The organism is Paraburkholderia sp. BL6665CI2N2 (assembly GCF_004366535.1).
Taxonomy (GTDB): Bacteria; Pseudomonadota; Gammaproteobacteria; order Burkholderiales; family Burkholderiaceae; genus Paraburkholderia.
Genome location: NZ_SORC01000001.1, coordinates 7,880,413 through 7,900,785, shown reverse-complemented (window position 1 = coordinate 7,900,785; position 20,373 = coordinate 7,880,413). Strand labels below are relative to the sequence as shown.

Below are 20,373 nucleotides of genomic sequence, written 5' to 3'. Positions count from 1 at the left end.
CAATGGTGAAACGAGTGTGGAAGGAGCGATATCGTGTGGCACGTTATTCTGGATACGCTTGGCGCGCTGGCGGTGCTGGCCAGCGTGGCCGCGCAAATCATGCTGCTGCTTAAGTGCTGAATTCATGGCGTCGTCGTCCGCGTCATCGGCATTGGTGGAAAGCGGCGTTCCCCGTCGAAGCTGAGCCAGTGCGCGGTCATCGAACTCGCGCTCGAAGAGCGTGCGGTTGATTCGGGCGGCCTTCGCGCTATTCGCGTCACCTGTCTTCCGATTGTTCGGCTCAACCGACGTATCTATTCGCCTTCAGCCGCTTTATCCGCGCGGCCGACGTGCCTACATTGTCACCAGTGTCAGCGCCAGTGCATTTCCACCGCAACCCGCGAATCTTCGCGATAGCGTCGGCGCCAATCCCATCTACAGGAATCGATCATGAGCAAACTCACAGGTAAGGTTGCAGTCGTAACCGGTGCATCGAAAGGTATCGGCGCGGCAATTGCCAAGGCTTTGGCCGCGCAAGGCGCTTCAGTGGTGGTGAACTATGCATCGAGCAAGTCCGGCGCGGACAGCGTGGTTGACGCGATCACCGCTGCCGGCGGCAAGGCCGTGGCCGTTGCAGGCGATGTGTCGAAAGCGGCGGACGCGCAAGGCATTATCGATACGGCCGTGGAAACGTATGGCCGTCTCGACATTCTCGTCAACAACTCGGGCGTGTACGAATTCGCGGCGATCGAAGAGATCACCGAAGAGCATTTTCATAAGCACTTCAACGTGAACGTGCTGGGTCTGCTCCTGACCACGCAGGCCGCGGTCAAGCATCTCGGCGAGGGTGCGAGCATTGTCAATATCAGTTCAGTGGTGAGCCGCATCACGCCGCCGGGCAGCGCGGTCTATACCGCCACCAAGGGCGCAGTCGACGGTATCACCGGCGTGCTTGCACGTGAGCTCGGCCCGCGCAAGATTCGCGTCAATTCGGTGAATCCGGGCATGGTCGCAACCGAAGGCACGCACGCCGGCGGCATCGTCGGCTCCGACCTGGAAACGTGGGCGTTAAGCACGACGCCGCTCGGCCGTATCGGCCAGCCGGACGATATCGCCGATGTGGTCGCCTTCCTCGCTTCCGACGACGCGCGCTGGCTGACCGGTGAAAGCCTGATTGCCAGCGGTGGCTCGCGTTAAGCGGTTCGATGTGAAGGGATCAAGCGTGGCCGCCTAGCGCCACGCCATATTGCAGCACGAGGAAGAAAAGCCGCCCGCAGGCAGCGCCTGCCGGGCGGCTTGTCGTTTCATTCGCCGGAGCCGCGCGAGCTGGCTTATCGTGTCACGCCGCCGGCGCAGTCGTGGCCGCAGCCGGTTTCACCAGGTCCACCGCGAACAGCGCGTCCAGCAGATTCGACCCCGGCCGCTCGGCGAGCCGCGTCAGCGATTCGGTCATCTGCACCCGGCAGTCCTGCAGCGGAACCATCCTGATCCGCCGCGATTCGTTGAATTCGGCGCGCGCGATGACCCCAACCCCCATGCCTTGCGCGACTGCTTCTTCGAGCGCTTCGCGGCCGTCCACGTACATCACCGGTTCCACTTGCAGCGATTCGCGCACCAGTTCGATCTCCAGCAACTGCTGCGTGACGGATTGCGACTCGCGGAAAATCATCGGCTGCTGCACCAGTTCGGCGTAGCTCAGCTTGCGTTTCTTCGCCACCGGATAGCTCGCCGGCACCATCGCGACCAGCGGATCGCGCCGCAATACGCGCGCCTCCAGCCGGCTGTGCACTTGCGGCGCGGCGGTAATGGCCGCGTCGACGGCGCTGGAGAGCACGCGCTGCATGCAATCCGCGGCGTTCGCGATGGACAGCGTCACGACGATGCCCGGATGCAGCTTGCGAAACGCGCTGATCAGCGCGACCGCCAGGTCGGGCGCGTCCGCGGCCAGCGACAGCGAGCCCGATTCCAGCCCGCCCGCCGATTCGAGCAATTGCCGCGCGTCGCGCTCGCAACTGAGCATCTGCCGCGTCACGCTGAAAAGGCGCAGGCCGAGTTCGGTGGTCTCGACGCCGCGCGGCCCGCGCTCGAACAGTTTGACGCCGTGATCCTGCTCCAGCCTCCGCACGTGATCCGACACGGCCGGCTGCGTGAGCGAGAGCGCCTGCGCCGCTTTGGAGAACCCGCCATGTTCCGCGACCGCATGAAATGCCCGCAATTGCGCGTATTGCACGTGTGCCTCGCTAAGCCATAAGTAATTACGATACCTACATCGATTATATCGATTTTACCGATGCCACGCGTTTCTGTACTGTGTGCGTACCGAACCAGCGATATCGGAGATTCCGACATGAACAGCGTGATCGACCGTTCCCCAGCCGTGAACGCCGCAGGACCTTCCGCCGTAACGTGCGCGGCACCGGCCAAAGGCGAGCCGTATCTGTTGACGCCCGGCCCGCTCACCACGGCGTTCTCGACCAAGGAAGCGATGCTGCGGGACTGGGGTTCGTGGGACGGCGATTTCCGCGCCATGACGGCGCTGCTGCGCAGCAGCCTGCTGGAGATTGCCGGCGATACGGCGGGAGAATACGACTGCGTGCCGCTGCAAGGCAGCGGCAGCTATTGCGTCGAAGCGATGCTCGGCAGTCTGATTCCGCGCGACGGCCACGCGCTCGTGTTGGCCAACGGCGCGTACGGCAAGCGCATCGCGACCACGCTCGGTTATCTCGGCCGCGCCTTTACGCTGCTCGACAAGGGCGATTACCTGCCGCCGCGCGGCGCGGAAGTGGAGCGCATGCTGGACGCCGAGCCACGCATCACGCACGTGGTCGCCGTGCATTGCGAAACCAGTTCGGGGATTCTGAACCCGCTCGAGGAAATCGCCGCCGCCACCGCCAAGAAGGGCCGCAAGCTGCTGATCGATTCGATGAGCGCCTTCGGCGCGGTGCCGCTCGACGTGCGCGAGATTGCCTGCGAGGCCTTCGTGTCGTCGGCGAATAAATGTATCGAGGGCGTGCCGGGCTTCGGGTTCGTGATCGCCCGCAAGGGCGCGTTGCAGGAAGCGAAAGGACGCAGTCACTCGCTCGCGCTCGACGTCCATGATCAATGGGACGTGATGAACCGCACCGGCCAGTGGCGTTTCACGCCGCCCACGCACACCGTGGCCGCGTTTATCGAGGCGCTGCGGCTGCACAAAATGGAAGGCGGCCAGCCCGGACGTCTCGCGCGCTACGCGAACAATCGCGACGTGCTGGTGGCCGGCATGCACGACCTTGGCTTCGAGCCGCTGTTAAATGCGCGCTGGCGCTCGCCGATCATCGTGACGTTCTTCTCGCCTGCGCATGCGTCGTTCAAATTCGAGCGCTTCTATGAATTGATGAAGCAGCAGGGTTTCATCATCTATCCGGGCAAATTGACGGTGGCGGACAGCTTCCGGATCGGCTGCATCGGTCAGGTGGATGAGCAGGTGATGCGCCGCGTCGTGGCGGCGTGCGGCAACGCGCTCGAATCGATGGGCGTCGAACAGGCCGCTCCGCCGGCGGCTGCGCTCGAAGAGCGCAAGAGATTGGCCGACGCGGCCTGAAGCACACAGCTCGGGCACATCGCGCGAGCTTTGGGAATTCCATGGGATCGAAGTAAATGAAACACGTAAAAGCAGTGATTTTCGATTGGGCCGGCACAGTGGTCGATTACGGTTCACTGGCCCCGACGGGCGCCTTCGTCGAGACCTTCGAACAGTTCGGCGTGCCGATTACGATCGATGAAGCGCGCGGTCCGATGGGCATGGCCAAGCGTCCGCATATCGCGGCGCTGATGGCGTTGCCGCGTGTCGCGCAGGCTTGGGCCGACAAGTACGGCCACGCGCCGGGCGAAGCGGATATCGACGCCGTGTACGACGTGTTCGTGCCGAAGAATATCGCCGTGGCGGCGAGCTACAGCTCGGTGATTCCTGGCGTGGCCGACGTGGCGAGCGCGCTGCGCAGCGACGACATCCGGATCGGCACGACCACCGGCTATACGCGCGAGATCATGGCCGAGATCGTGCCGGGCGCGGCCGCGCAGGGGTTCTCGCCGGACAGCATCGTGTGCACCGGCGATACGCCGGAAGGCCGCCCGTCGCCGTACATGATCTACAGGACGTTGCCGGAACTGGGCGTGTGGCGCGCGAAGGATGCGATCAAGGTGGACGACACCGAAGTCGGCATCGAAGAGGGCATCAACGGCGGCACGTGGGCGGTCGGCGTCGCGGTGAGCGGCAACGCGTTCGGCATGGCCGAAGACGACGTCAAGGCGCTGGCGCCCGATGAGTTCGCATGGCGTCGCAAGGCGGCAATCGAGAAGCTGCAGGCGGCGGGCGCGCACTATGTGATCGACAGCGTCGCGGATCTGATGCCGGTGGTGTATGACATCGAAGCGCGGTTGGCGCGAGGCGAGCGGCCTTGACGAGATGAGGGCGCGAAAAGCCTCTTTATTCCGGCGGAATCACTCGAAGAACCCCACCGCCAGATCGATAAACTCGCGGATCTTGCGCGGTACGAACTCCCGGCTCGGATACACGAGCGACACCGCGACGTCGCCGTTGAGCACGGCGTGATCTTCAAGGATGCGCACCAGCGTGCCCGCGCGCAATTCGTCGTCGACCATCTCGAGCGGCAGTAGCGCAATGCCCATCGCGCCGAGCGCCGCCTGTTTCTGCATGATCATGCTGTTGACGGTGAACGACGCATCGAGCGCGATGCTGTCTTCGCCGCCTTCGCCGTTGTCGAACACCCAGGTCTGCGGGCTCGTGTCGAGCGGTGCGGTGATTACGCGGTGCCGCGTAAGATCGGCGGGCGTTTTCGGATGACCGGCCTGCGCGAGGTAAGCCGCCGACGCCACCGGCACCGCGTGCGAGTTGATCAGCCGACGCACCACCAGCGACTCCGAGCGGATCATATGCTCGGTCACGATCCCCACGTCGAAACCGCCTTCGAGCAGATCGACCCGTTTCTCCGTCAACGTGACGCGCAGATTCACACGCGGAAACTTTGCCTGATACTCGGCGAACAGCGGCGTAAGGCGAAATAACGAAAAGCTGCCCAGCGCGACGATGCGCAGATCGCCGGCGACTTCCTTCGACGCGGTGGTTGCGCGCGATTCGACTTCTTCGAGTTCGGTCATCAGGAGGCGGCAGCCGTCGGCGTACTCGGCGCCGGTTTCGGTCAGCACGACCTTGCGCGTGGTGCGCTGGAACAGGCGAATGCCGAGGTGCTTTTCGAGGCTCGACACGTGGCGCGTGACCACCGAGGTCGAGACGCCGAGTTGCTCGGCGGCCTGCGCGAAGCTGCCCGCGTCGGCGACCTTGACGAACGCCTGCATGGCCTGAAAGAGATTGATCATGTGAATGCGGAATACGCGCGGCGAGAGCGGGTGCAAATGTCTGTTGAAAAGGACGCGCTGCCCATTTCTTGAGCAGACGCAGGCGGTGTGAGACCGGCGGGTGAATTGTACGTCCTGGCGCCGTGCGTCGATCCGCGCCGCCGTGCCTGGCTTTGCGCGCCGACAAGCTTCGCGGCTGCTCAAGTTTCGCGTGATTGTGCCGTTGACACGAGCTAATCACATTCTGGAACCCAGCCGTGCAACTCGCCTTCAGTAACGACCGTCTGTCCAGCCGCATGCAGTTCGATTCGTCCTGCGCCGGTGAACCCGAGGTGGAGTCGTCGGTCATTGAATGGCTGTTGCACGACGATCAGGTGATGCGCGAATGCTTCACCCACGCGGCGGAAATTCTCAAGAGCGTGACCGGCGCGGCGATCACCGCGATCACACTGCTCGACGAGGAATACCAGCATTACCGCGCCGAGGTCGGCATGGCGATGCCGCTCGTCACGCGAGCCCGTTCGCTCGCCGACTATGCGGTGCGCGACGAGGAGTTGTTCGTCATCGAGGATGCGCACGACGACACCCGTTTCGGCGAATGCATGCTGGTGCAGCGGCATCCGTTCGTGCGTTTCTACGCGGCGATCGCGCTGCGCGCGCCCAATGGCGAGATTGTCGGCGCCTTGTGCGCGATGGACCCTGCGCCCGGCCGCCTCGACGCGGGGCAGCGCGGCGTGTTCTACCACCTGCGCGCGATGATCGAGAACGATCTGAAGATGCGCACGGCCACCGCGATCGATCCGCTGACGCAGTTGTACAACCGTCGTTTCCTGCTGGAGAGCATCACGCGCCGCTGGAAAGAGGCACGGGACGGCGACGTGATGGGTTCGGTCGTGGTCGACGTGGACTGGTTCAAGCAGTACAACGACACCTACGGCCACCAGGCGGGCGATCAATGCCTGCGCAAAGTGGCCTCGGTGATGCAGGCCGCGGCCGATGGCGAACGCATCATTGTGGGGCGCATGGGCGGCGAGGAGTTCGGCCTGCTGGTGCTGCACGCGGAGCGCGCGGCGCTCGAAGACACGCTCGCCACGCTGCGCCAGGGCGTGGAGGATCTGGCGATCGAGCATCGCGCGTCGCCGCTTGGCAGGGTGACGGTGAGCGTGGGCGCGTCGTTGACGCGCATCAGCGAGGATTCACGGCCGGCGCATCGCGACGGTTTCGCGAGCGCGGATCGCGCGCTGTATCGATCGAAACATGGCGGTCGAAACCGGGTGACGATGGCGTAACGCGCCTGCGCGTTCAGGCGGTCTCACGCTCCGCGTAGAGCCGGCTCACCCAGTCGGCGAACACGCGGAGTTTGGCGCTGTAACGGCGGCTCGGCGGATAGACCAGATAAACCTGCAGCGGCTCCGGCCGCCAGTCCGTCAGAATCGGCACGAGCTCGCCGCGCTGCACGGCCGGCCCCACCATGAAATCCAGCGTATGAACGATGCCGAGTCCCGCCAGCGCAGTGGCCAGATGAGCATTGCTTTCGCTCACCATCACCGTATTGCGAACCTTGTCGAGCACGATACGCTCGCCGTCCTTCAGGAAATGCAAGGGCTGCGCGAGTCCGCTGCTCGCTGAAAAATAGCCGGCCACCGCGTGCCGATCATCAACGATCTGGCGCGGATGCACAGGCGTGCCATGTTCGGCCAGATACGCCGGGCTCGCACACGTGGTCCAGCGCAGCGTGCCGATGGCGTGCGTGACCAGATTGGGATCGTCCCCCGTGCTGCGAATCGCGCAGTCGATGTTCTCCGCGATCAGATCCGCGGTCCGGTCCGTCACGCTCAGGCGCACCTGAATGTCGGGGTAGCGCGCGCAAAATTCGGGCAGCGCGGGAATCAGAATGCCGCTCGCGGTCGAGCCGCCGCTGTCGACCCGCAACACGCCGCGCGGATTTGCGCGATCGCGGCCCAAGGTCGCCTCGATATCGTCGAGTTCACTGAGCAAATGCCGCGTACGCTCGTAATACGCCGCGCCGTCTGTTGTGACGCTGACGCTGCGCGTGCTGCGTTCGAGCAGTTTCACGCCCAGATGATCTTCCAGCGACTTCACCCACTTGCTGACCGTTGCGTTCGGCATCTGCAGCGACTGCGCTGCCCGGCCGAAGCCGCCGGTTTCCACCACCCGCGCAAAAATGCGGATGGCCTGCAAATGATCCATAACCACTCCATTTCCCGAAGATTATCCACGCACGTGGATAAAGAAGTCACAGAATACCTATTTATCTCTATTCGCGCATGGAATAAGCTCGTCGTCATGGTCAACCGACCTCACAAACCCAGGAGCAAATCATGAACACGTCCACACTCAATAACGTCAATCCCCGCAAACACGCCGGCAAGATCGTGCTGGTGACCGGCGGCAGCAGCGGCATCGGCTTCGCCGCCGCCACGCGTTTCGCTCAGGAAGGCGCGACTGTTTACGTCACCGGCCGGCGTCAGGCCGAACTCGACGACGCCGTGGCGCGCATCGGCCACGGCGCCATTGCGATTCGCGCGGACGTTTCTTCAGCCGACGACCTCGACCGGATGTTCAGCACGGTGCAGGCCGCCCATGACCGGCTCGACATTCTGTTCGCGAACGCGGGCGGCGGCGAGTTCTCGCCGCTCGGCGCGATCACCGAGGCGCAGTTCGACAAGTACTTCGGCATCAACGTCAAAGGCACGCTGTTCACGGTGCAGAAAGCCTTGCCGTTGATGCGTCCCGGCAGCGCGATCGTCATTACCGGTTCGATCGCCGGGAACAAGGGCATGCCGGCCTTCGGCGTGTATGCGGCGACCAAGGCCGCGCTGCGCTCGTTCGCGCGTACATGGGCGACCGATCTCAAAGGCCGAGGGATTCGCGTCAACGTGGTAGCGCCCGGCGTGGTGGTGACGCCGGCCTACAAGTCCGAACTGGGCATGAGCGACGAGCAGATCGCCGCTTTCATCCAGCAGGCCAGCGAAACGACGCCGCTTGGCCGCGTGGGCGAACCGGACGAGATCGCCAAGGCCGTCTCCTTCCTGGCTTCCGACGACGCGAGCTACATCACGGGGATCGAAATGGCTGTCGACGGCGGCATGGCGCAGGTGTAGCACTACAAGCAATCGTCGGGTCCTGATGTGAGAAGGCCGGTTTTTTCCGGCCTTTTTTGCATGTGAAGCCCCAAAGGCCACGACGCATGCAGCAAAACATTCCGATTGTCATCGAGCGAATGGATTGCGTTTCTCAGGCGCGCGTCCGCGTGAGCTTTTATCCGCTACGCATAAGGTTCTCTTAAGCTTCAACTGTTCAGATAGAAGGAGATGGTTGCGTCAGAGCGGAGCATGAGAGCGCTTCGCCTCGCCGGCGGAAGGAGCCGCTGGTTGCACGCGCAACGAAAAATAACCGAGAAAGACAACGATGCGTAACGGACGAAAATCCGCTCGAGAGGCAGACAAGGCGCTGTGCAGATCCACCTACATGATGGAGTTGGCGCGCGGCAGTTCGTATATCGCCAGCACGTTGACACCGATCACGCAACGAACCGCCATTGCTGAAGTGCTGAACGGATTTCGCGAGCAGTACGGCGCCGACACCGCGCTCATCTTCCGTGATCTGCTCGCCGAGAGCCTCAAGAATCGCAAAGACGCGCTCGCGGCGGAAGCGGTGCTGAATTTCGAGCTGCACTAGTCGCGCGAGCCTCCGCTCCCGATCAGCTTCAGTCCCGCCGGCAGCGACTCGCCGAACACGCGGCCTTCGTCGGCGTTATCGAGTTCGACGCTCTCGCTCACCATGGTGATCCACGCGCGCGGCGCGTTGGCCGCTTCGAGGCGGCGCACTACCGCAAGACGCAGGTCTTCGGGCAGGTCGCGCGAGCGGTCGCCGGTCAGGCGGGCGATCTGCACGGCGGCGAACGCGGCGGGATCGACCTTCTTCCAGTCGAGCGCGAGGATCGCATTGAGCCATACGCCGGCAGTCTGCGGCGGCACGACGCTATGCGCACTGCCGTAAAACGGCCGCCGCGCACCGATACGGCCGACCGCCCACCAGCTTTGATGATTTTCAGCAGGCTTCTTCAGACGCGTCAGCACCGATTCGCCGAGCTCGATCTTGCGCTCCACCGGAATCCGTTCGAGCGACGCGCTCAGCCGAACCATGTCGGTGAAGCCGGTTTTCGCCACGTCGAACGGCAGCTTGTGGCGCGCAAGCGCTGCGCCTTGCAGATAGGCCATGGCGTCGAGCACGCGCAGTTGCGCGCTTTCGTCGAGACCGCCGGCGGCGCGCCGCCAGAGCGTCCACCATTCCGACCAGACCTGGCTTTCGTTGACGTACTGGATGCCGTCGTCGAACAGCGACCAGAGTTGTTCGACGCGCCATTCGTCGAGTGGATAGCCGAAGCCGGGCCGCACGCAATAGCCGGCCAGATTCAGCCAGAGGCGTTCGTGATCCGCCGAGCGGCGCCGGCGGCGCGCGCGTTCCCACAGTGCGCCGAACAGTTCGCGTAGCAATGCGCTGTTCCAGCTTTCGCGCGGGCCCAGCAGTTGTTCGAGTTGCGAGCGCAGGCGTTTGACTTCTTTGGGATCGACTTTCTGCGCGCGCGAGCCGAAGCAGCGGTCGATGTGGTCGATCGCCTGGTCGAGCGCCGGATGGCGAGCCGGCGCGGCATCGTCCGCCAGGTTTGCTTGCGCGTCTTCACGACGCAACTGGAATTCGAGCAGCCAGCGCTGCGCGGGATTGTCGAGTTCAATGCAATGGACGTCGAGCGTGCCCACTTCGGTGAGCGACGTCGCGATCCGCACCGCGGTCTCGCGCGCGCTCTTCGCGCCGCGCGGCTGCACGATGGTCGCGAGCGGCGGCAGGCGGACAAAATCGCCGTCGGCCAGATCGATCAGTTCGCCGGGCCGATACACCGTATCCGCGCTCGACGAAACAAGGTGAAACCGCACCGGATGCCCGAGACGCAGCGCGAAGGTGCGATCCGCGATCAGAATCTCGTGGCCTTCTTCCGTGCCGCGCGGCAGCAGGCAGATGCCGCGTTGCACGGGCTCGCCATTGGTTTTGCCGTCGCCGGTTTCGTCGAGCACGAGGAAGTAGCTGCGCGGCGAGCCGCCGCCGATTTTCGGCGCGTTGCCCGAGCGCGCGAGCGAATAGGCGACCGCGCCGCGCGCCACGGCCACATCGGGATTGTCGTTGTGCAGCACGTTGAGCGCTGCGCCGCGCCACGTGCCCAAGGTGCTGGCCAGACGCTGCGTGAGCGCCTCGGCGCGGAACACGCCGCCGTTGAGCAGTAGTGTGTCGGGCACTGGCAGCGCTGCTTCGTCCGGTGAACCGGAGGAGTCGATGATGCCCAGCGCCTTGCGCGACTGCGCCGCGAAACGGCTCAGAAACGCCGCGATATGACGCGTGACGGCGGCATCGGTCGCATAGGGCAGGCCGAATTCGACGATCGCGCCACGCGGCCGCCCAGGCCGTTCATGCGACGCCACCGCCGGAAAGAACCCGTCGACGATGATCCGCTCGACCTCGTCGCGCGTGACTTGCGCCGTGCGCGCGCCGCCGATCAGTTTCGAGCCCGCGCCGAGCAGTGTGATCGAGGTGGAGTCGGGCGCCTGCGCGCCGAGCAGCTGTTCCTTGGCGTTGCGGCAACGCTCGACAAGCTGCGACAGGCTCGCCGCCGACAAACGCGCGCGCTCGCCCGGCTGGTTCGAGCCGCCCGGCAGCCGCGCTTCCACCAGATGCGCGAGCGCCAGGTCCATGTTGTCGCCGCCGAGCATCAGATGATTACCCACGCCGATGCGCGTGAGCTGCGGCTCGCCGTCGCGCAGGCCGACTTCGATCAGCGTGAGGTCGGTGGTGCCGCCGCCCACGTCGCAGATCAGCACGAGACGGGTGTCCGCGAGTTCGCTTGCCAGTTGCTCGCGGTGATGAAACAGCCAGTCATAAAACGCTGCTTGCGGCTCCTCCAGCAGCCTCAAAGCAGGCAAGCCGGCCATGCGGGCGGCTTCCACGGTCAACGCTCGCGCGCCTTCGTCGAATGATGCCGGCACTGTCAGCACTACATCCTGGAGTTCGAGCGGCGCGTCTGGAAAACGCTGGTTCCAGGCCGCGCGCACATGCGCCAGATAGCTCGCGCTGGCTTCGACCGGCGAGACTTTGCGGACGTCGTCGGCGGCGCCCCACGGCAGGATCGGCGCGGTGCGATCCACCGACGCATGCGAGAGCCAGCTCTTCGCGCTCGACACCAGCCGGCCGGGCACCTGAGCGCCCAGCACGCGAGCGAGCCGGCCGATCACGACCGGCTGCGCGTCCTGCTGTGTATCTTTGCGCGCGCCGCTCTGATCCGCACCGGACCACGGCAATTGCAGATCGCCGGGGTTCAGTTCGCCTTGCACCGCCTGATAGCGCACCGAGGGCAGAAGCGGCCGCGCCGCCACTTCGCCGGGACTCACCAGCTGTTCGATCTCGAAGACGCTGATAAGCGGCGACCCACCCGGCGATCCCGCCTCCGCATAGGCGAGCACCGTGTTGCTGGTGCCGAGATCGATACCGACGCTATACCGCTTCATCTCATTCACGCATTCGCGTTGCCGCGCACGTCGAACTCGACTTTCCAGCGCTCGTCGGTGCCACGCGGCACGGCTTCGAGTTCGAGCGTGCCCGCTTCGGTGACGCGCGCGTGCAGCTTCACCGGCACGACTTCACCGGCGTTGCGGCCGGAGGCGGGCAGTGTCGCCTGAATCTCTTCGAGTTCCTGCAATTCCTCCGGACCCCAGAAGTCGAGCAGCGTGCCGACCTGATCCTGGCGACGCACCGACGACCCGAAGAAGCGGAAGTGCACCGGCTCCCCGACCACCAGGCCGAATTCCTGCGCGGGAAGTTCGGCCTCGGTGCCTTCCTCCATGCCGAAGGGCGCCACGCACAGCGCCTGGATCGGCGGTTCGAGACCGGGCACGGCGGGCATCGCCGATTCGATCGCGATGTAGTACGCACGCGCCGTGCCGCCGCGAATCCGCACGCCGCGGCCGCGTCGCACGTAGCCGTAATAGGCCGCGCCGCGAGCGACGGCGAGATCGAGATCGGCGCCTTCGAGCAGCCGTGCCGGCGCTGTGCCTTCGGCGGCGAGCCAGTTGTTCAGCGTGCCCATGATGCGTTCGACCAGCAGCGGCGACTTGAACACGCCGCCGTTGAACAGCACCGCCGTGGGATGCAGGAAGCTCGCATTCTCCGCAGCCGCAATGCCGCTCGTTCCTGCCAGTTCAGCGAGCGCGCCCACCTGGCGGCCGAGGAACGCCGCCAGATGGCGCGTAATGCCGGCGTCTTGCGCATACGGCAGACCGAGCTGCGTCAGACCGGCACGCGCGCGGCTCACCGGACGCGCGGCGCTGTCCACCTGCGGGAAGAAGCCTTCGAGAATCGTCTGGGTCAATTCGGCGCGCGTGAGCTCGGTGCGGATCGAGCCGCCGATCAGCTTCGAGCCGCGGCTCGGCACGACGAGCGGCACGGTATCGGTGGCCGGATCGCTGAGCAGCGTTTCCTTGGCCGAGCGGCACGCGTAGGTGAGGGCGCGCAACTGCCACGCGTCGGCTTGGGTGCCGGCAGCCGCCAGCTTGCGCGCGACCACGTGCGCGAGCGCGAGGTCCATGTTGTCGCCGCCGAGCAGAATGTGTTCGCCGACCGCGACGCGATGCAGTTCGAGATTGCCTTCGCGCTCGATCACGGCGATCAACGAGAGGTCGGTCGTGCCGCCGCCCACATCGACCACGAGGATGATGTCGCCGATCTTGACCTGCTTGCGCCAGTCGCCGCCGCTCTTCTGGATCCAGCTATACAGCGCGGCCTGCGGTTCTTCGAGCAGCGTCATGCGGCCGAAGCCTGCCGCCTCGGCGGCTTCGGCGGTCAGTTCGCGCGCGGCCGGGTCGAACGATGCCGGGATCGTCACCGTGATGTCCTGCTCGCCGAACGGTGCGTCGGGATGCGCGTGGTCCCAGGCTTCGCGCAAGTGCGTCAGATACCGCACCGAGCTTTCGAGCGGCGAGACGCGCGCGACTTCGGGCGGTGCGTCGTTCGGCAAAATCGCCGCGCGCCGGTCGACGCCCGGATGGCACAGCCAGCTCTTCGCGCTCGACACGAGCCGGATCGGCGTGGCCGCGCCGCGACTGCGGGCGAATTCGCCGACCGCGAATTCGCGCTGGCCGGTCCACGGCAGATAAAGGTCGCCCGAGGCGAGTTCGTCCGGGTGCGGCAGATACAGGAACGAGGGCAGCAGATCGAGATTGTCGATCGCGCCGGGGCCCGTGAGCTGCGCGATCGGCAGCACGCCTTGCGAGGTTTTTTCGCCGTCGCTGGCGCTGGTGTCCACATAGGACAGCGCGCAGTGCGTGGTGCCCAGATCGATGCCGATGGCGTAGCGTGACTGGCGTGCGTCGCTCATAGCTCCACCTCGGCCGGTGCGATCACTTTCGCGTTGTGGCTGTCCGTGAGCTTCGGCAGACGCACTTCGTCGACGCGCCAGCCGCGATGGCTGATGCTGCCGTTGAACGGCGCCTTGCCGACGACATTGCCGGTCAGGCGAATCGAAGCCGCGTCGAAACCTTCGGCCAGCGTGACGCGGCTGCCTTCGGCTTCGTCGCGCACCGGGCGGATCGTGAAGTGCTCGCGCAGCGTCGCGCGACAACCGTCGTGCACGAGGCGCGCGGCCGCGCCGATATCGGCGTCGCTGTAGTTCTTGATGTCTTCCTCGACGAAATCGATGAAACGCGCGTCGCGTTGCAGCAGGCCGAGCAGTTGCAAGGCGGCGTCGGGGCTGGCTTCCTTCAGCACGGGCGCGGGTTGCGGCGCGGGTGAGGGCGCGGGTGCCGGCGCGGGCGCGGCGCTGGCCGCAACGCCGTCACGCAGGCGCAGAACTCCGGCGGCGAATTCGCCATCGCCGAGGATGCGGAAGAACGTGCCCACGGCCAGGGAAATCCTGCCGAGGAAGGATGGGTTCGAATCGGTCATAAATGCTCCTGAGGTGCTCTGTTAAAGCACGAGCTGTCCTGGCTGCGCCGCACGCGGCCGGCCGCCGGAGCCCCATTGAGCTTGAGCGGGCGGTCGTCGTGCGAGATTGCGAAGTCCGTCGGCAGGCGTGCCGCCGGCGTCTGATTTACCGGGCTGCGCGGCGCGGTCGGCGCGCGCAAAACCCGTATTTTGCCTTGCGGCGAGCCCGAAGCGGGCAAAGGCGGCCATTCTAGCGGGCAATGCGGCGAGATTGGCGGCTTGTCACGGGCGTGTGATGAGCCTTTCCGTGCGGCTCGTTCGCGCGAAGTTCACGCAGGGTTCACGCCTTGTGCGGGCCGAATTCGGCCACCACCTGGTCGATGAACGCGCGCAGTTTCGGCGTGACGCGGCTGGCGGGGAATACCAGATGCATCGGCCGCGCGGTCGCTTCGTAGCCGGTCAGCAGGCGCACGAGGCGGCCCGCCGCGAGTTCGTCTTTCACGGCCACTTCGGGAGCGAGCATCACGCCGCCGCCGTTGAGCGCGGCGGCCAGCAGCGCCTTCACGTCGTTGACCTCGAAGCGGCCGGCAATCGGCACCGCCTGTTCGCCTTGAGCATCGGCGAAACGCCATTCGGTAGCGGCCGGCATGCTCGTGTAGACGAAGCTCAGACACTCGTGTGCGGTCAGTTCCTGCGGCGTGCGTGGTTCGCCGCGTTCCGCCAGATAGCCGGGCGATGCGCACGCGACCAGCCGGTACGGCATCAACGGCCGCGCGATCAGCGACGAATCCGACAGCGCGCCGAGGCGAATCGCCGCCTCGTAACCCTCGTCGATCAGATCGACAAAGCGGTCCGTCAATGTCAACTCGACCCGCACGTCGGGATGCGCTTTCAGATAGCGTGTGATCAGCGGCGCGAGACAGCAGGCGCCGAACGTGACGGGCGCGGTAATGCGCAGGCGTCCGCGCGGCGACGCCGACAGTTCCTGAGCGACCGACTCCGCCGCCGCCGCGTCGGCGAGCAGCGCCTTGCAGCGCTCATAGAAGATCTGGCCGATTTCGGTGAGGCTCTGGCGGCGCGTGGTGCGGTTCAGCAGCCGGGCGCCGACGCGCTCTTCGAGCGTGCTCACGTGCTTGCCGGCCATCTGCGACGAGATGCCGAACGCGAGCGCCGCCGCGGCGAACGAGCCGCTGTCGGCCGTTTTGACGAAGATTGCCATGCTGGTCAGTCGATCCATGGTTTCCCCATTCCTGCTTTCGACAGTCGTCGAATTTCGCGTGTTTATCCCATTCAAGTTTTGAATCATAGTGGGTCTCACCGGCGAGCGTGGGCTCAACGGAGCGATCCTCGGACATGCATGGAGTGTGAAACATGAAGATAGGCATTCTCGGCGCCGGCTTTATCGGCCGCGCGATGGCGACGTTGGCGAAGCAGAACGGTCACGAAGTCATGATCAGCAATTCCCGCGATCCGCGGACCTTGATCAGCACCGCTGCGGCGCTAGGTTGCGCGGTGGGCACCGCGCAGGAGGCGGCGAGCTTCGGCGAAGTGGTCGTGGTCGCCGTGCCGTTCAGCAGCATCGACGCGTTGCCGGCGACGGCGCTAGACGGCAAGATCGTGATCGACACTTGCAATCATTATCCCGAGCGCGACGGCGAGATCGAGGCGCTCGCCAGCCACGCCACGACCACCAGCCAGCTGCTCGCGGCCGCGTTGCCCGGCGCTCGCGTGGTGAAAGCCTTCAACGCGATTCTGGCGAGGGATCTCGAAACCGACGGCTCGGCGCCGCATACGGCGAAGCGTCGCGCGCTGCCGTTCGCCGGTGACGATGAATCGGCCAAACGCGTCGTAAGCGAACTGCTGGATCAGTTCGGTTTCGATCCCGTCGATGCCGGCGCGCTGGCGGACAGTTGGCGCTTTGAGCGCGCCAAGCCGGTGTATTGCATTGCGCTCGATCGAGCCGGCATGCTGGAAGGATTAGCCGCGGCACGGCGGGATGTGGAGATGGCGCATGGGTCGTGGCGGCATTGAGTGACGGGCGAGTGCCGCCGCATTCGAGCCGACGGCACATGGGTCGGCCGCCATCGTCAGCTGTGTAAATGCAGCTCGCTTCGAAAACGGTCCCGCGAGACGATGAGATGCGCCGGGCCATGCCGCTCTCTGCGCGAACGACCGAGGAAGAATTCGCGGAGCACCAGGCCGCGAGCTTTGTCCGGCCATGAGGCCGGACAAAACAAGCTGTTCACCTTCAACGGACTCGGGCCCCGATCCGCCGGGCACCGTTTCCCGAAAGTCGTTTCAAACCTTGACGACGGAGGCCTGATAGATTTCGTCGACGGCCTTCTTGAGCGCCGCGTCGAACTCGCTGTCGCTCATCGATTCCTTGAGCTCGTTGATCAATGCCCTCGAAAAGCTGGCGATCATGCCGTGATTCGAAGCGAGCCGTTTGCACGCGTCGGCGCGCGTGTAGCCGCCGGACAGCGCGACCACTCGTGCGACACGCGGGTGCTCGATCAGCGGACGATAGAAGTCGGCCGCATCGGGTATGGTCAGCTTGAGCATCACGCGGCGGCTAGCCGGCAACGCGTCGAGACCTTTGGTCAGTTCGGCGAGGAGGGTGGCTTCCGCGCCGGGCTTGTCGGGACTCTTGATCGAAATCTCGGGTTCGAGGATCGGCAGGAGGCCGTGCGCATCGATCTGCGCCGCCAGTTCGAACTGTTGCTTGACGATCGCGGCGATCCCGCTTTGCGAATTCAGATTGATGACGGACCGCATCTTGGTGCCGCAGATGCCGAGCTTCACGGCCCGGGCGAGCAGATCGTCCAGGCCCGGAATCGGCTTCATCAACTGGACGCCGTCCGCTTCGGCTTGCAGGCCCTTGTCGACCTTCAGGAAGGGCACGACGCCGCGCTCTTCCCACAGAAAGCGCGGAACGGGTTTGCCCTGAGCCTGTCCGTCCATGGTCGCCTCGAACAGAATGGCGCCGATGATTTTGTCCCCCGTAAAGGCGGGCGCCGTGATGATACGCACGCGCATCTCGTGTATCAGTTTGAACATTTCGGCGTCACCGTTGTAGGCGCTCTCCGGAATGCCGTATAGCCGCAGTGCGCCAGGGGTCGATCCGCCGCTCTGGTCCAGGGCGGCAAAAAATCCCTGCTTTTCACAAACTTGCGCCAGCATCTTCTCATCAGCCACGATCGTCTCCCTCTCTTTCACAGTGGAATATCGAACCAGCACGTCCGGTCGCGACGCGTCGAGTTGCATACGTTCAGTGTCACGATGTTAATGCAAATGTCGGATTTGGCGAAAAAACGGTGGCAAGCGCGGCTAGTCGCGTGGCGCGGGCGTTCTTTCGGTACGGCGTTCAGGCGCCGCGCGACGGTATCGATGGATCGGCGCGAACGGGACTACGCGCTCATTCGATCGCGACAGGTGCAGTCAACGAGCACTGTCCTGCCTGGCATACGTCGACTCCCATCCGCCACCCAGCACCTTGCACAGCGTGATGAGGTTCGCGTCGGCTTCAGCCCTGCTTTGCTCCAGATTGCTCTGCGCTTCAAGCAGTTGTCTCTGCACATTCAGCACGTCGAGGAAATCGACCGCACCCGCCTTGTACCTTTGCTGCGCAATCGACAGCGCACGCTGGTTCAGACCGACAACCGTCTTCAACCGGTCGCGCCGGCGCTGTTCGGCGTCATAGACGACCAGCGCGTCGTCCACCTCACGCCATGCCTGAAGCACGGTATGCTGGTAGACAATCGCCGCCTCCTGCTGCTGTGCCTCGCGCAGATGAAGCGTGCCCTTGAGACGTCCGCCCTCGAAGATCGGCAGCGTGATCGACGGTCCCACGACAAACTGGCCGGACGCCCAGTCGGCCAGATTCGACAGTTGCAGGCTCTGGAACCCGGCGCTGCCGTTCAGCGAGATACGCGGATAGAAGTCGGCCTTCGCCATGCCGATCGTCGCGGTGGCCGCATGCAGCTGGGCCTCGGCTTTGCGGATGTCGGGCCGGCGCTGCACCAGTTCCGACGGAACGCCGATCGGCACCTGAGCGGGCAGTGCCGGCACATCGCGCGGCTCGGCGAGCACCGCTTGCAACGCGCCCGGCTCCTTCGCCAGCAGCACGCCTATCGCATTGATCGTGGTCGTGCTGCGCGCTTCGAGCGTCGGGATCAGGCTTTCGATCGACTCCGCCTGGGCCATCGCGTTGGCCACGTCCAGGTCGGTCGTGACGCCTTCATGCACGCGGTTCTGCGTGAGCTTCGTGGCGTCGTGAGCGATGTCGAGGTTCTGTTTGGCGATCTGCAGCAGCGCCTGTGTGTCGCGCAACTGGATGTAGTCGCGCGCGAGTTCGGCGCGGGCGGACAGCAGGATCGCGTTACGGTCCTCGTACGAGGCATCGGAGAGCGCGGAGGCGGCCTCGACACCGCGTCGCACGCGGCCCCAGAAGTCGAGCTCCCATGACGCGTCGAAGCCGAACTGGTACAGATCGTACGCGGGCGAGCCCTTGGCGCCCGGCAGCGGCGCGACACCGAGCGGCGCGCTGCCCGAGGCCGACTGCGTCTGACTTGCCGTCGGCGTGACGCCAAGCAGCGACAGGATGCCGTTCGGACTGCCGCGCTCGCGGTTGTAGGAGGCGGCGCCGGTCAGCGTCGGATACTCTTCGGCGCCGGCAATGCGCTGTTGCGCCCGGCTTTGCCGCAGACGCGCCGAGGCCGCCGCGACATCCAGGTTTGCATCGGTCAGCTGCTGTTCCAGCGAGTCCAGTACCGGATCGTTGAACAGCGTCCACCATTGCGGCGTGAATCCGGATTCGACGGCCCTGCTCGCAGCCTGCGCGCTCCGGGTGCGGTTGAACACATCGGGCGTGGCCGTCTGCGGAGCTTCGAAGTTCGGACCCACCAGGCAGCCCGTGAGCAGGGAGCACAGCAGCAACGCGAGCGCCGGCGTGCGCAGGGAGAAGTCGCTCGCGTTCATTTCGCGTCCGCTCCCGCGATCCGTGCATCGGCATGCCTGCCGACGGCGACCTCCGTTTCCACCGACAATCCGACGCTCAATGCGGACGCGGCCTGCTGTCCGTGATCGATGGTGATCCTGACCGGCACGCGCTGCACGATCTTGGTGAAGTTGCCCGTTGCGTTGTCGGGCGCGATAGGCGCGAAGCTGACCCCCGTAGCGGGTGCAAGACTATCGACGTGTCCGCGGATCGTCACATCAGGCATGCTGTCGACCTTGATACGGACCGTGTCGCCGGGTCGCATCCGGGCGAGCTGGTTCTCCTGGTAGTTGGCGACGATATAGGCGTCCGACAGCGGGACGATCGCAAGCAGCGGCGCACCGGTCGTCACGAATGCGCCGACACGTGCCGAACGCCGTCCGACCTTGCCGTCGATGGGCGCATGAATCTCCGTGTACGACAGGTTGAGTTTCGCCTGTTCGAGCATGGCTTCGGCGTGGGTCAACGCACCGGCTGCCTTGTCGCGCTGTGTCTTCAGAACGTCGAGGTTCTGCCCGGTCGCCACGAGTGCGGCGCGGTTGCGCGCCTGCTGTGCGAGTTCCTCGGCCAGCGCGCTCGCGGCATGCTGCTGCTCCTGTGTCGTTCCCGCACCGGTCTCCGAGAGATTGCGGTAGCGCGCGGCGTTGGCGCGCGCGAATTCGAGCGTCGCATCGTCCGCGCGCAGCGTGGCGCGGGCCTGATCGACGAGCGCGGGCTGCCGTGCGATTTCGGCCTCGTAGTTCGCCACCGATGCTTTGGCGGCCACCACGTCCGCCTCGGCGCTCATCAACGCGGCGCGAAAGTCGCGATCATCGATGCGAACCAGCAATTGCCCGGCCTTGACCTGCTGGTTGTCTTCGACGAGCACCTCCGAAACCTGACCCGCAACACGCGGTGCGACCAGCGTGAAATCGGCCGTCACGTAGGCATCGTTCGTGGTCTCGCTGGATGAACTGGAAAACAGCGCTATACAGGCCAGCACGGCAGCGCCGAGTATGACCGCATACGCGGCAAGACGAATCGTTCCGGGAGAAAATCGGGTAGCGGATGACATG

17 protein-coding genes are annotated in these 20,373 nt (G+C 65.1%); 7 read left to right on the top strand and 10 right to left on the bottom strand.

Annotated elements, in window-relative coordinates; all coding sequences use genetic code 11:
* Positions 1 to 429 precede the first annotated feature (429 nt).
* Positions 430 to 1,176, top strand: a complete 747-nt coding sequence (locus tag B0G81_RS35440; RefSeq protein WP_134142078.1) for a glucose 1-dehydrogenase — start codon at positions 430 to 432, stop codon at positions 1,174 to 1,176.
* Positions 1,177 to 1,318: 142 nt separating this feature from the next.
* On the opposite strand, the gene B0G81_RS35435 is transcribed toward B0G81_RS35440, so the two are convergent.
* Entirely contained in the window at positions 1,319 to 2,209 is an 891-nt protein-coding gene (locus B0G81_RS35435) for a LysR substrate-binding domain-containing protein (RefSeq protein ID WP_134142075.1), read from the bottom strand.
* Between the two features lie 117 nt (positions 2,210 to 2,326).
* Here B0G81_RS35435 and B0G81_RS35430 point away from each other — a divergent pair, with 117 nt between their 5' ends.
* Both B0G81_RS35430 and phnX read left to right on the top strand, forming a co-directional pair.
* Positions 2,327 to 3,559: a 2-aminoethylphosphonate--pyruvate transaminase gene (locus tag B0G81_RS35430; RefSeq protein ID WP_134142072.1), complete on the top strand. Its 1,233-nt coding sequence runs from the start codon at positions 2,327 to 2,329 to the stop codon at positions 3,557 to 3,559.
* A gap of 56 nt (positions 3,560 to 3,615) precedes the next feature.
* Positions 3,616 to 4,419: a phosphonoacetaldehyde hydrolase gene (gene phnX, locus B0G81_RS35425; RefSeq protein WP_134142070.1), complete on the top strand. Its 804-nt coding sequence runs from the start codon at positions 3,616 to 3,618 to the stop codon at positions 4,417 to 4,419.
* 39 nt (positions 4,420 to 4,458) lie between these two features.
* On the opposite strand, the gene B0G81_RS35420 is transcribed toward phnX, so the two are convergent.
* Positions 4,459 to 5,355 carry a LysR family transcriptional regulator gene (locus B0G81_RS35420; protein WP_106284379.1) on the bottom strand — a complete coding sequence of 299 codons (897 nt, stop codon included), beginning with the start codon at positions 5,353 to 5,355 and terminating at the stop codon, positions 4,459 to 4,461.
* Between the two features lie 236 nt (positions 5,356 to 5,591).
* On the opposite strand from B0G81_RS35420, the gene B0G81_RS35415 reads away from it, so the two are divergent.
* Positions 5,592 to 6,623 carry a sensor domain-containing diguanylate cyclase gene (locus tag B0G81_RS35415; protein WP_243856702.1) on the top strand — a complete coding sequence of 344 codons (1,032 nt, stop codon included), beginning with the start codon at positions 5,592 to 5,594 and terminating at the stop codon, positions 6,621 to 6,623.
* Between the two features lie 13 nt (positions 6,624 to 6,636).
* Here the strand turns inward: B0G81_RS35415 and B0G81_RS35410 are convergent, their stop codons facing one another.
* The gene (locus tag B0G81_RS35410; protein ID WP_134142068.1) at positions 6,637 to 7,545 is read right to left on the bottom strand and encodes a LysR family transcriptional regulator; all 909 of its coding nucleotides are present in this window, start codon (positions 7,543 to 7,545) and stop codon (positions 6,637 to 6,639) included.
* Between the two features lie 131 nt (positions 7,546 to 7,676).
* On the opposite strand from B0G81_RS35410, the gene B0G81_RS35405 reads away from it, so the two are divergent.
* Positions 7,677 to 8,459, top strand: a complete 783-nt coding sequence (locus tag B0G81_RS35405; RefSeq protein WP_134142066.1) for a glucose 1-dehydrogenase — start codon at positions 7,677 to 7,679, stop codon at positions 8,457 to 8,459.
* Positions 8,460 to 8,766: 307 nt separating this feature from the next.
* On the top strand, positions 8,767 to 9,036 hold the full coding sequence (locus B0G81_RS35400; RefSeq protein WP_243856700.1) for a hypothetical protein: 270 nt from the start codon (positions 8,767 to 8,769) through the stop codon (positions 9,034 to 9,036).
* Here B0G81_RS35400 and B0G81_RS35395 read toward each other — a convergent pair.
* The 4 genes from B0G81_RS35395 to B0G81_RS35380 form a co-directional block, all read right to left on the bottom strand.
* A complete protein-coding gene (locus tag B0G81_RS35395; RefSeq protein WP_208328582.1) occupies positions 9,033 to 11,921 on the bottom strand; it encodes an Hsp70 family protein in 2,889 nt (962 codons plus the stop codon). The two genes, B0G81_RS35400 and B0G81_RS35395, sit on opposite strands and share 4 nt — an antisense overlap.
* Positions 11,918 to 13,777 (bottom strand): Hsp70 family protein, encoded by a 1,860-nt coding sequence (locus B0G81_RS35390; protein ID WP_134142063.1) that lies wholly within the window; start codon positions 13,775 to 13,777, stop codon positions 11,918 to 11,920. Before B0G81_RS35390 ends, B0G81_RS35395 begins: the two co-directional genes overlap by 4 nt.
* On the bottom strand, positions 13,774 to 14,343 hold the full coding sequence (locus B0G81_RS35385) for a DUF2760 domain-containing protein (protein WP_134142060.1): 570 nt from the start codon (positions 14,341 to 14,343) through the stop codon (positions 13,774 to 13,776). Before B0G81_RS35385 ends, B0G81_RS35390 begins: the two co-directional genes overlap by 4 nt.
* A gap of 319 nt (positions 14,344 to 14,662) precedes the next feature.
* On the bottom strand, positions 14,663 to 15,559 hold the full coding sequence (locus B0G81_RS35380; protein WP_134142055.1) for a LysR family transcriptional regulator: 897 nt from the start codon (positions 15,557 to 15,559) through the stop codon (positions 14,663 to 14,665).
* Between the two features lie 134 nt (positions 15,560 to 15,693).
* Here B0G81_RS35380 and B0G81_RS35375 point away from each other — a divergent pair, with 134 nt between their 5' ends.
* Complete coding sequence (locus tag B0G81_RS35375) at positions 15,694 to 16,353, top strand: NADPH-dependent F420 reductase (protein WP_134142051.1); 660 nt, start codon at positions 15,694 to 15,696, stop codon at positions 16,351 to 16,353.
* Between the two features lie 267 nt (positions 16,354 to 16,620).
* On the opposite strand, the gene B0G81_RS35370 is transcribed toward B0G81_RS35375, so the two are convergent.
* The 3 genes from B0G81_RS35370 to B0G81_RS35360 all read right to left on the bottom strand — a co-directional run bounded on the left by B0G81_RS35370 (position 16,621) and on the right by B0G81_RS35360 (position 20,372).
* The gene (locus tag B0G81_RS35370; RefSeq protein WP_347877474.1) at positions 16,621 to 17,502 is read right to left on the bottom strand and encodes a fructose bisphosphate aldolase; all 882 of its coding nucleotides are present in this window, start codon (positions 17,500 to 17,502) and stop codon (positions 16,621 to 16,623) included.
* Positions 17,503 to 17,760: 258 nt separating this feature from the next.
* A complete protein-coding gene (locus B0G81_RS35365; RefSeq protein ID WP_134142040.1) occupies positions 17,761 to 19,299 on the bottom strand; it encodes an efflux transporter outer membrane subunit in 1,539 nt (512 codons plus the stop codon).
* The gene (locus tag B0G81_RS35360) at positions 19,296 to 20,372 is read right to left on the bottom strand and encodes an HlyD family secretion protein (protein WP_134142038.1); all 1,077 of its coding nucleotides are present in this window, start codon (positions 20,370 to 20,372) and stop codon (positions 19,296 to 19,298) included. Before B0G81_RS35360 ends, B0G81_RS35365 begins: the two co-directional genes overlap by 4 nt.
* Position 20,373 lies beyond the last annotated feature (1 nt).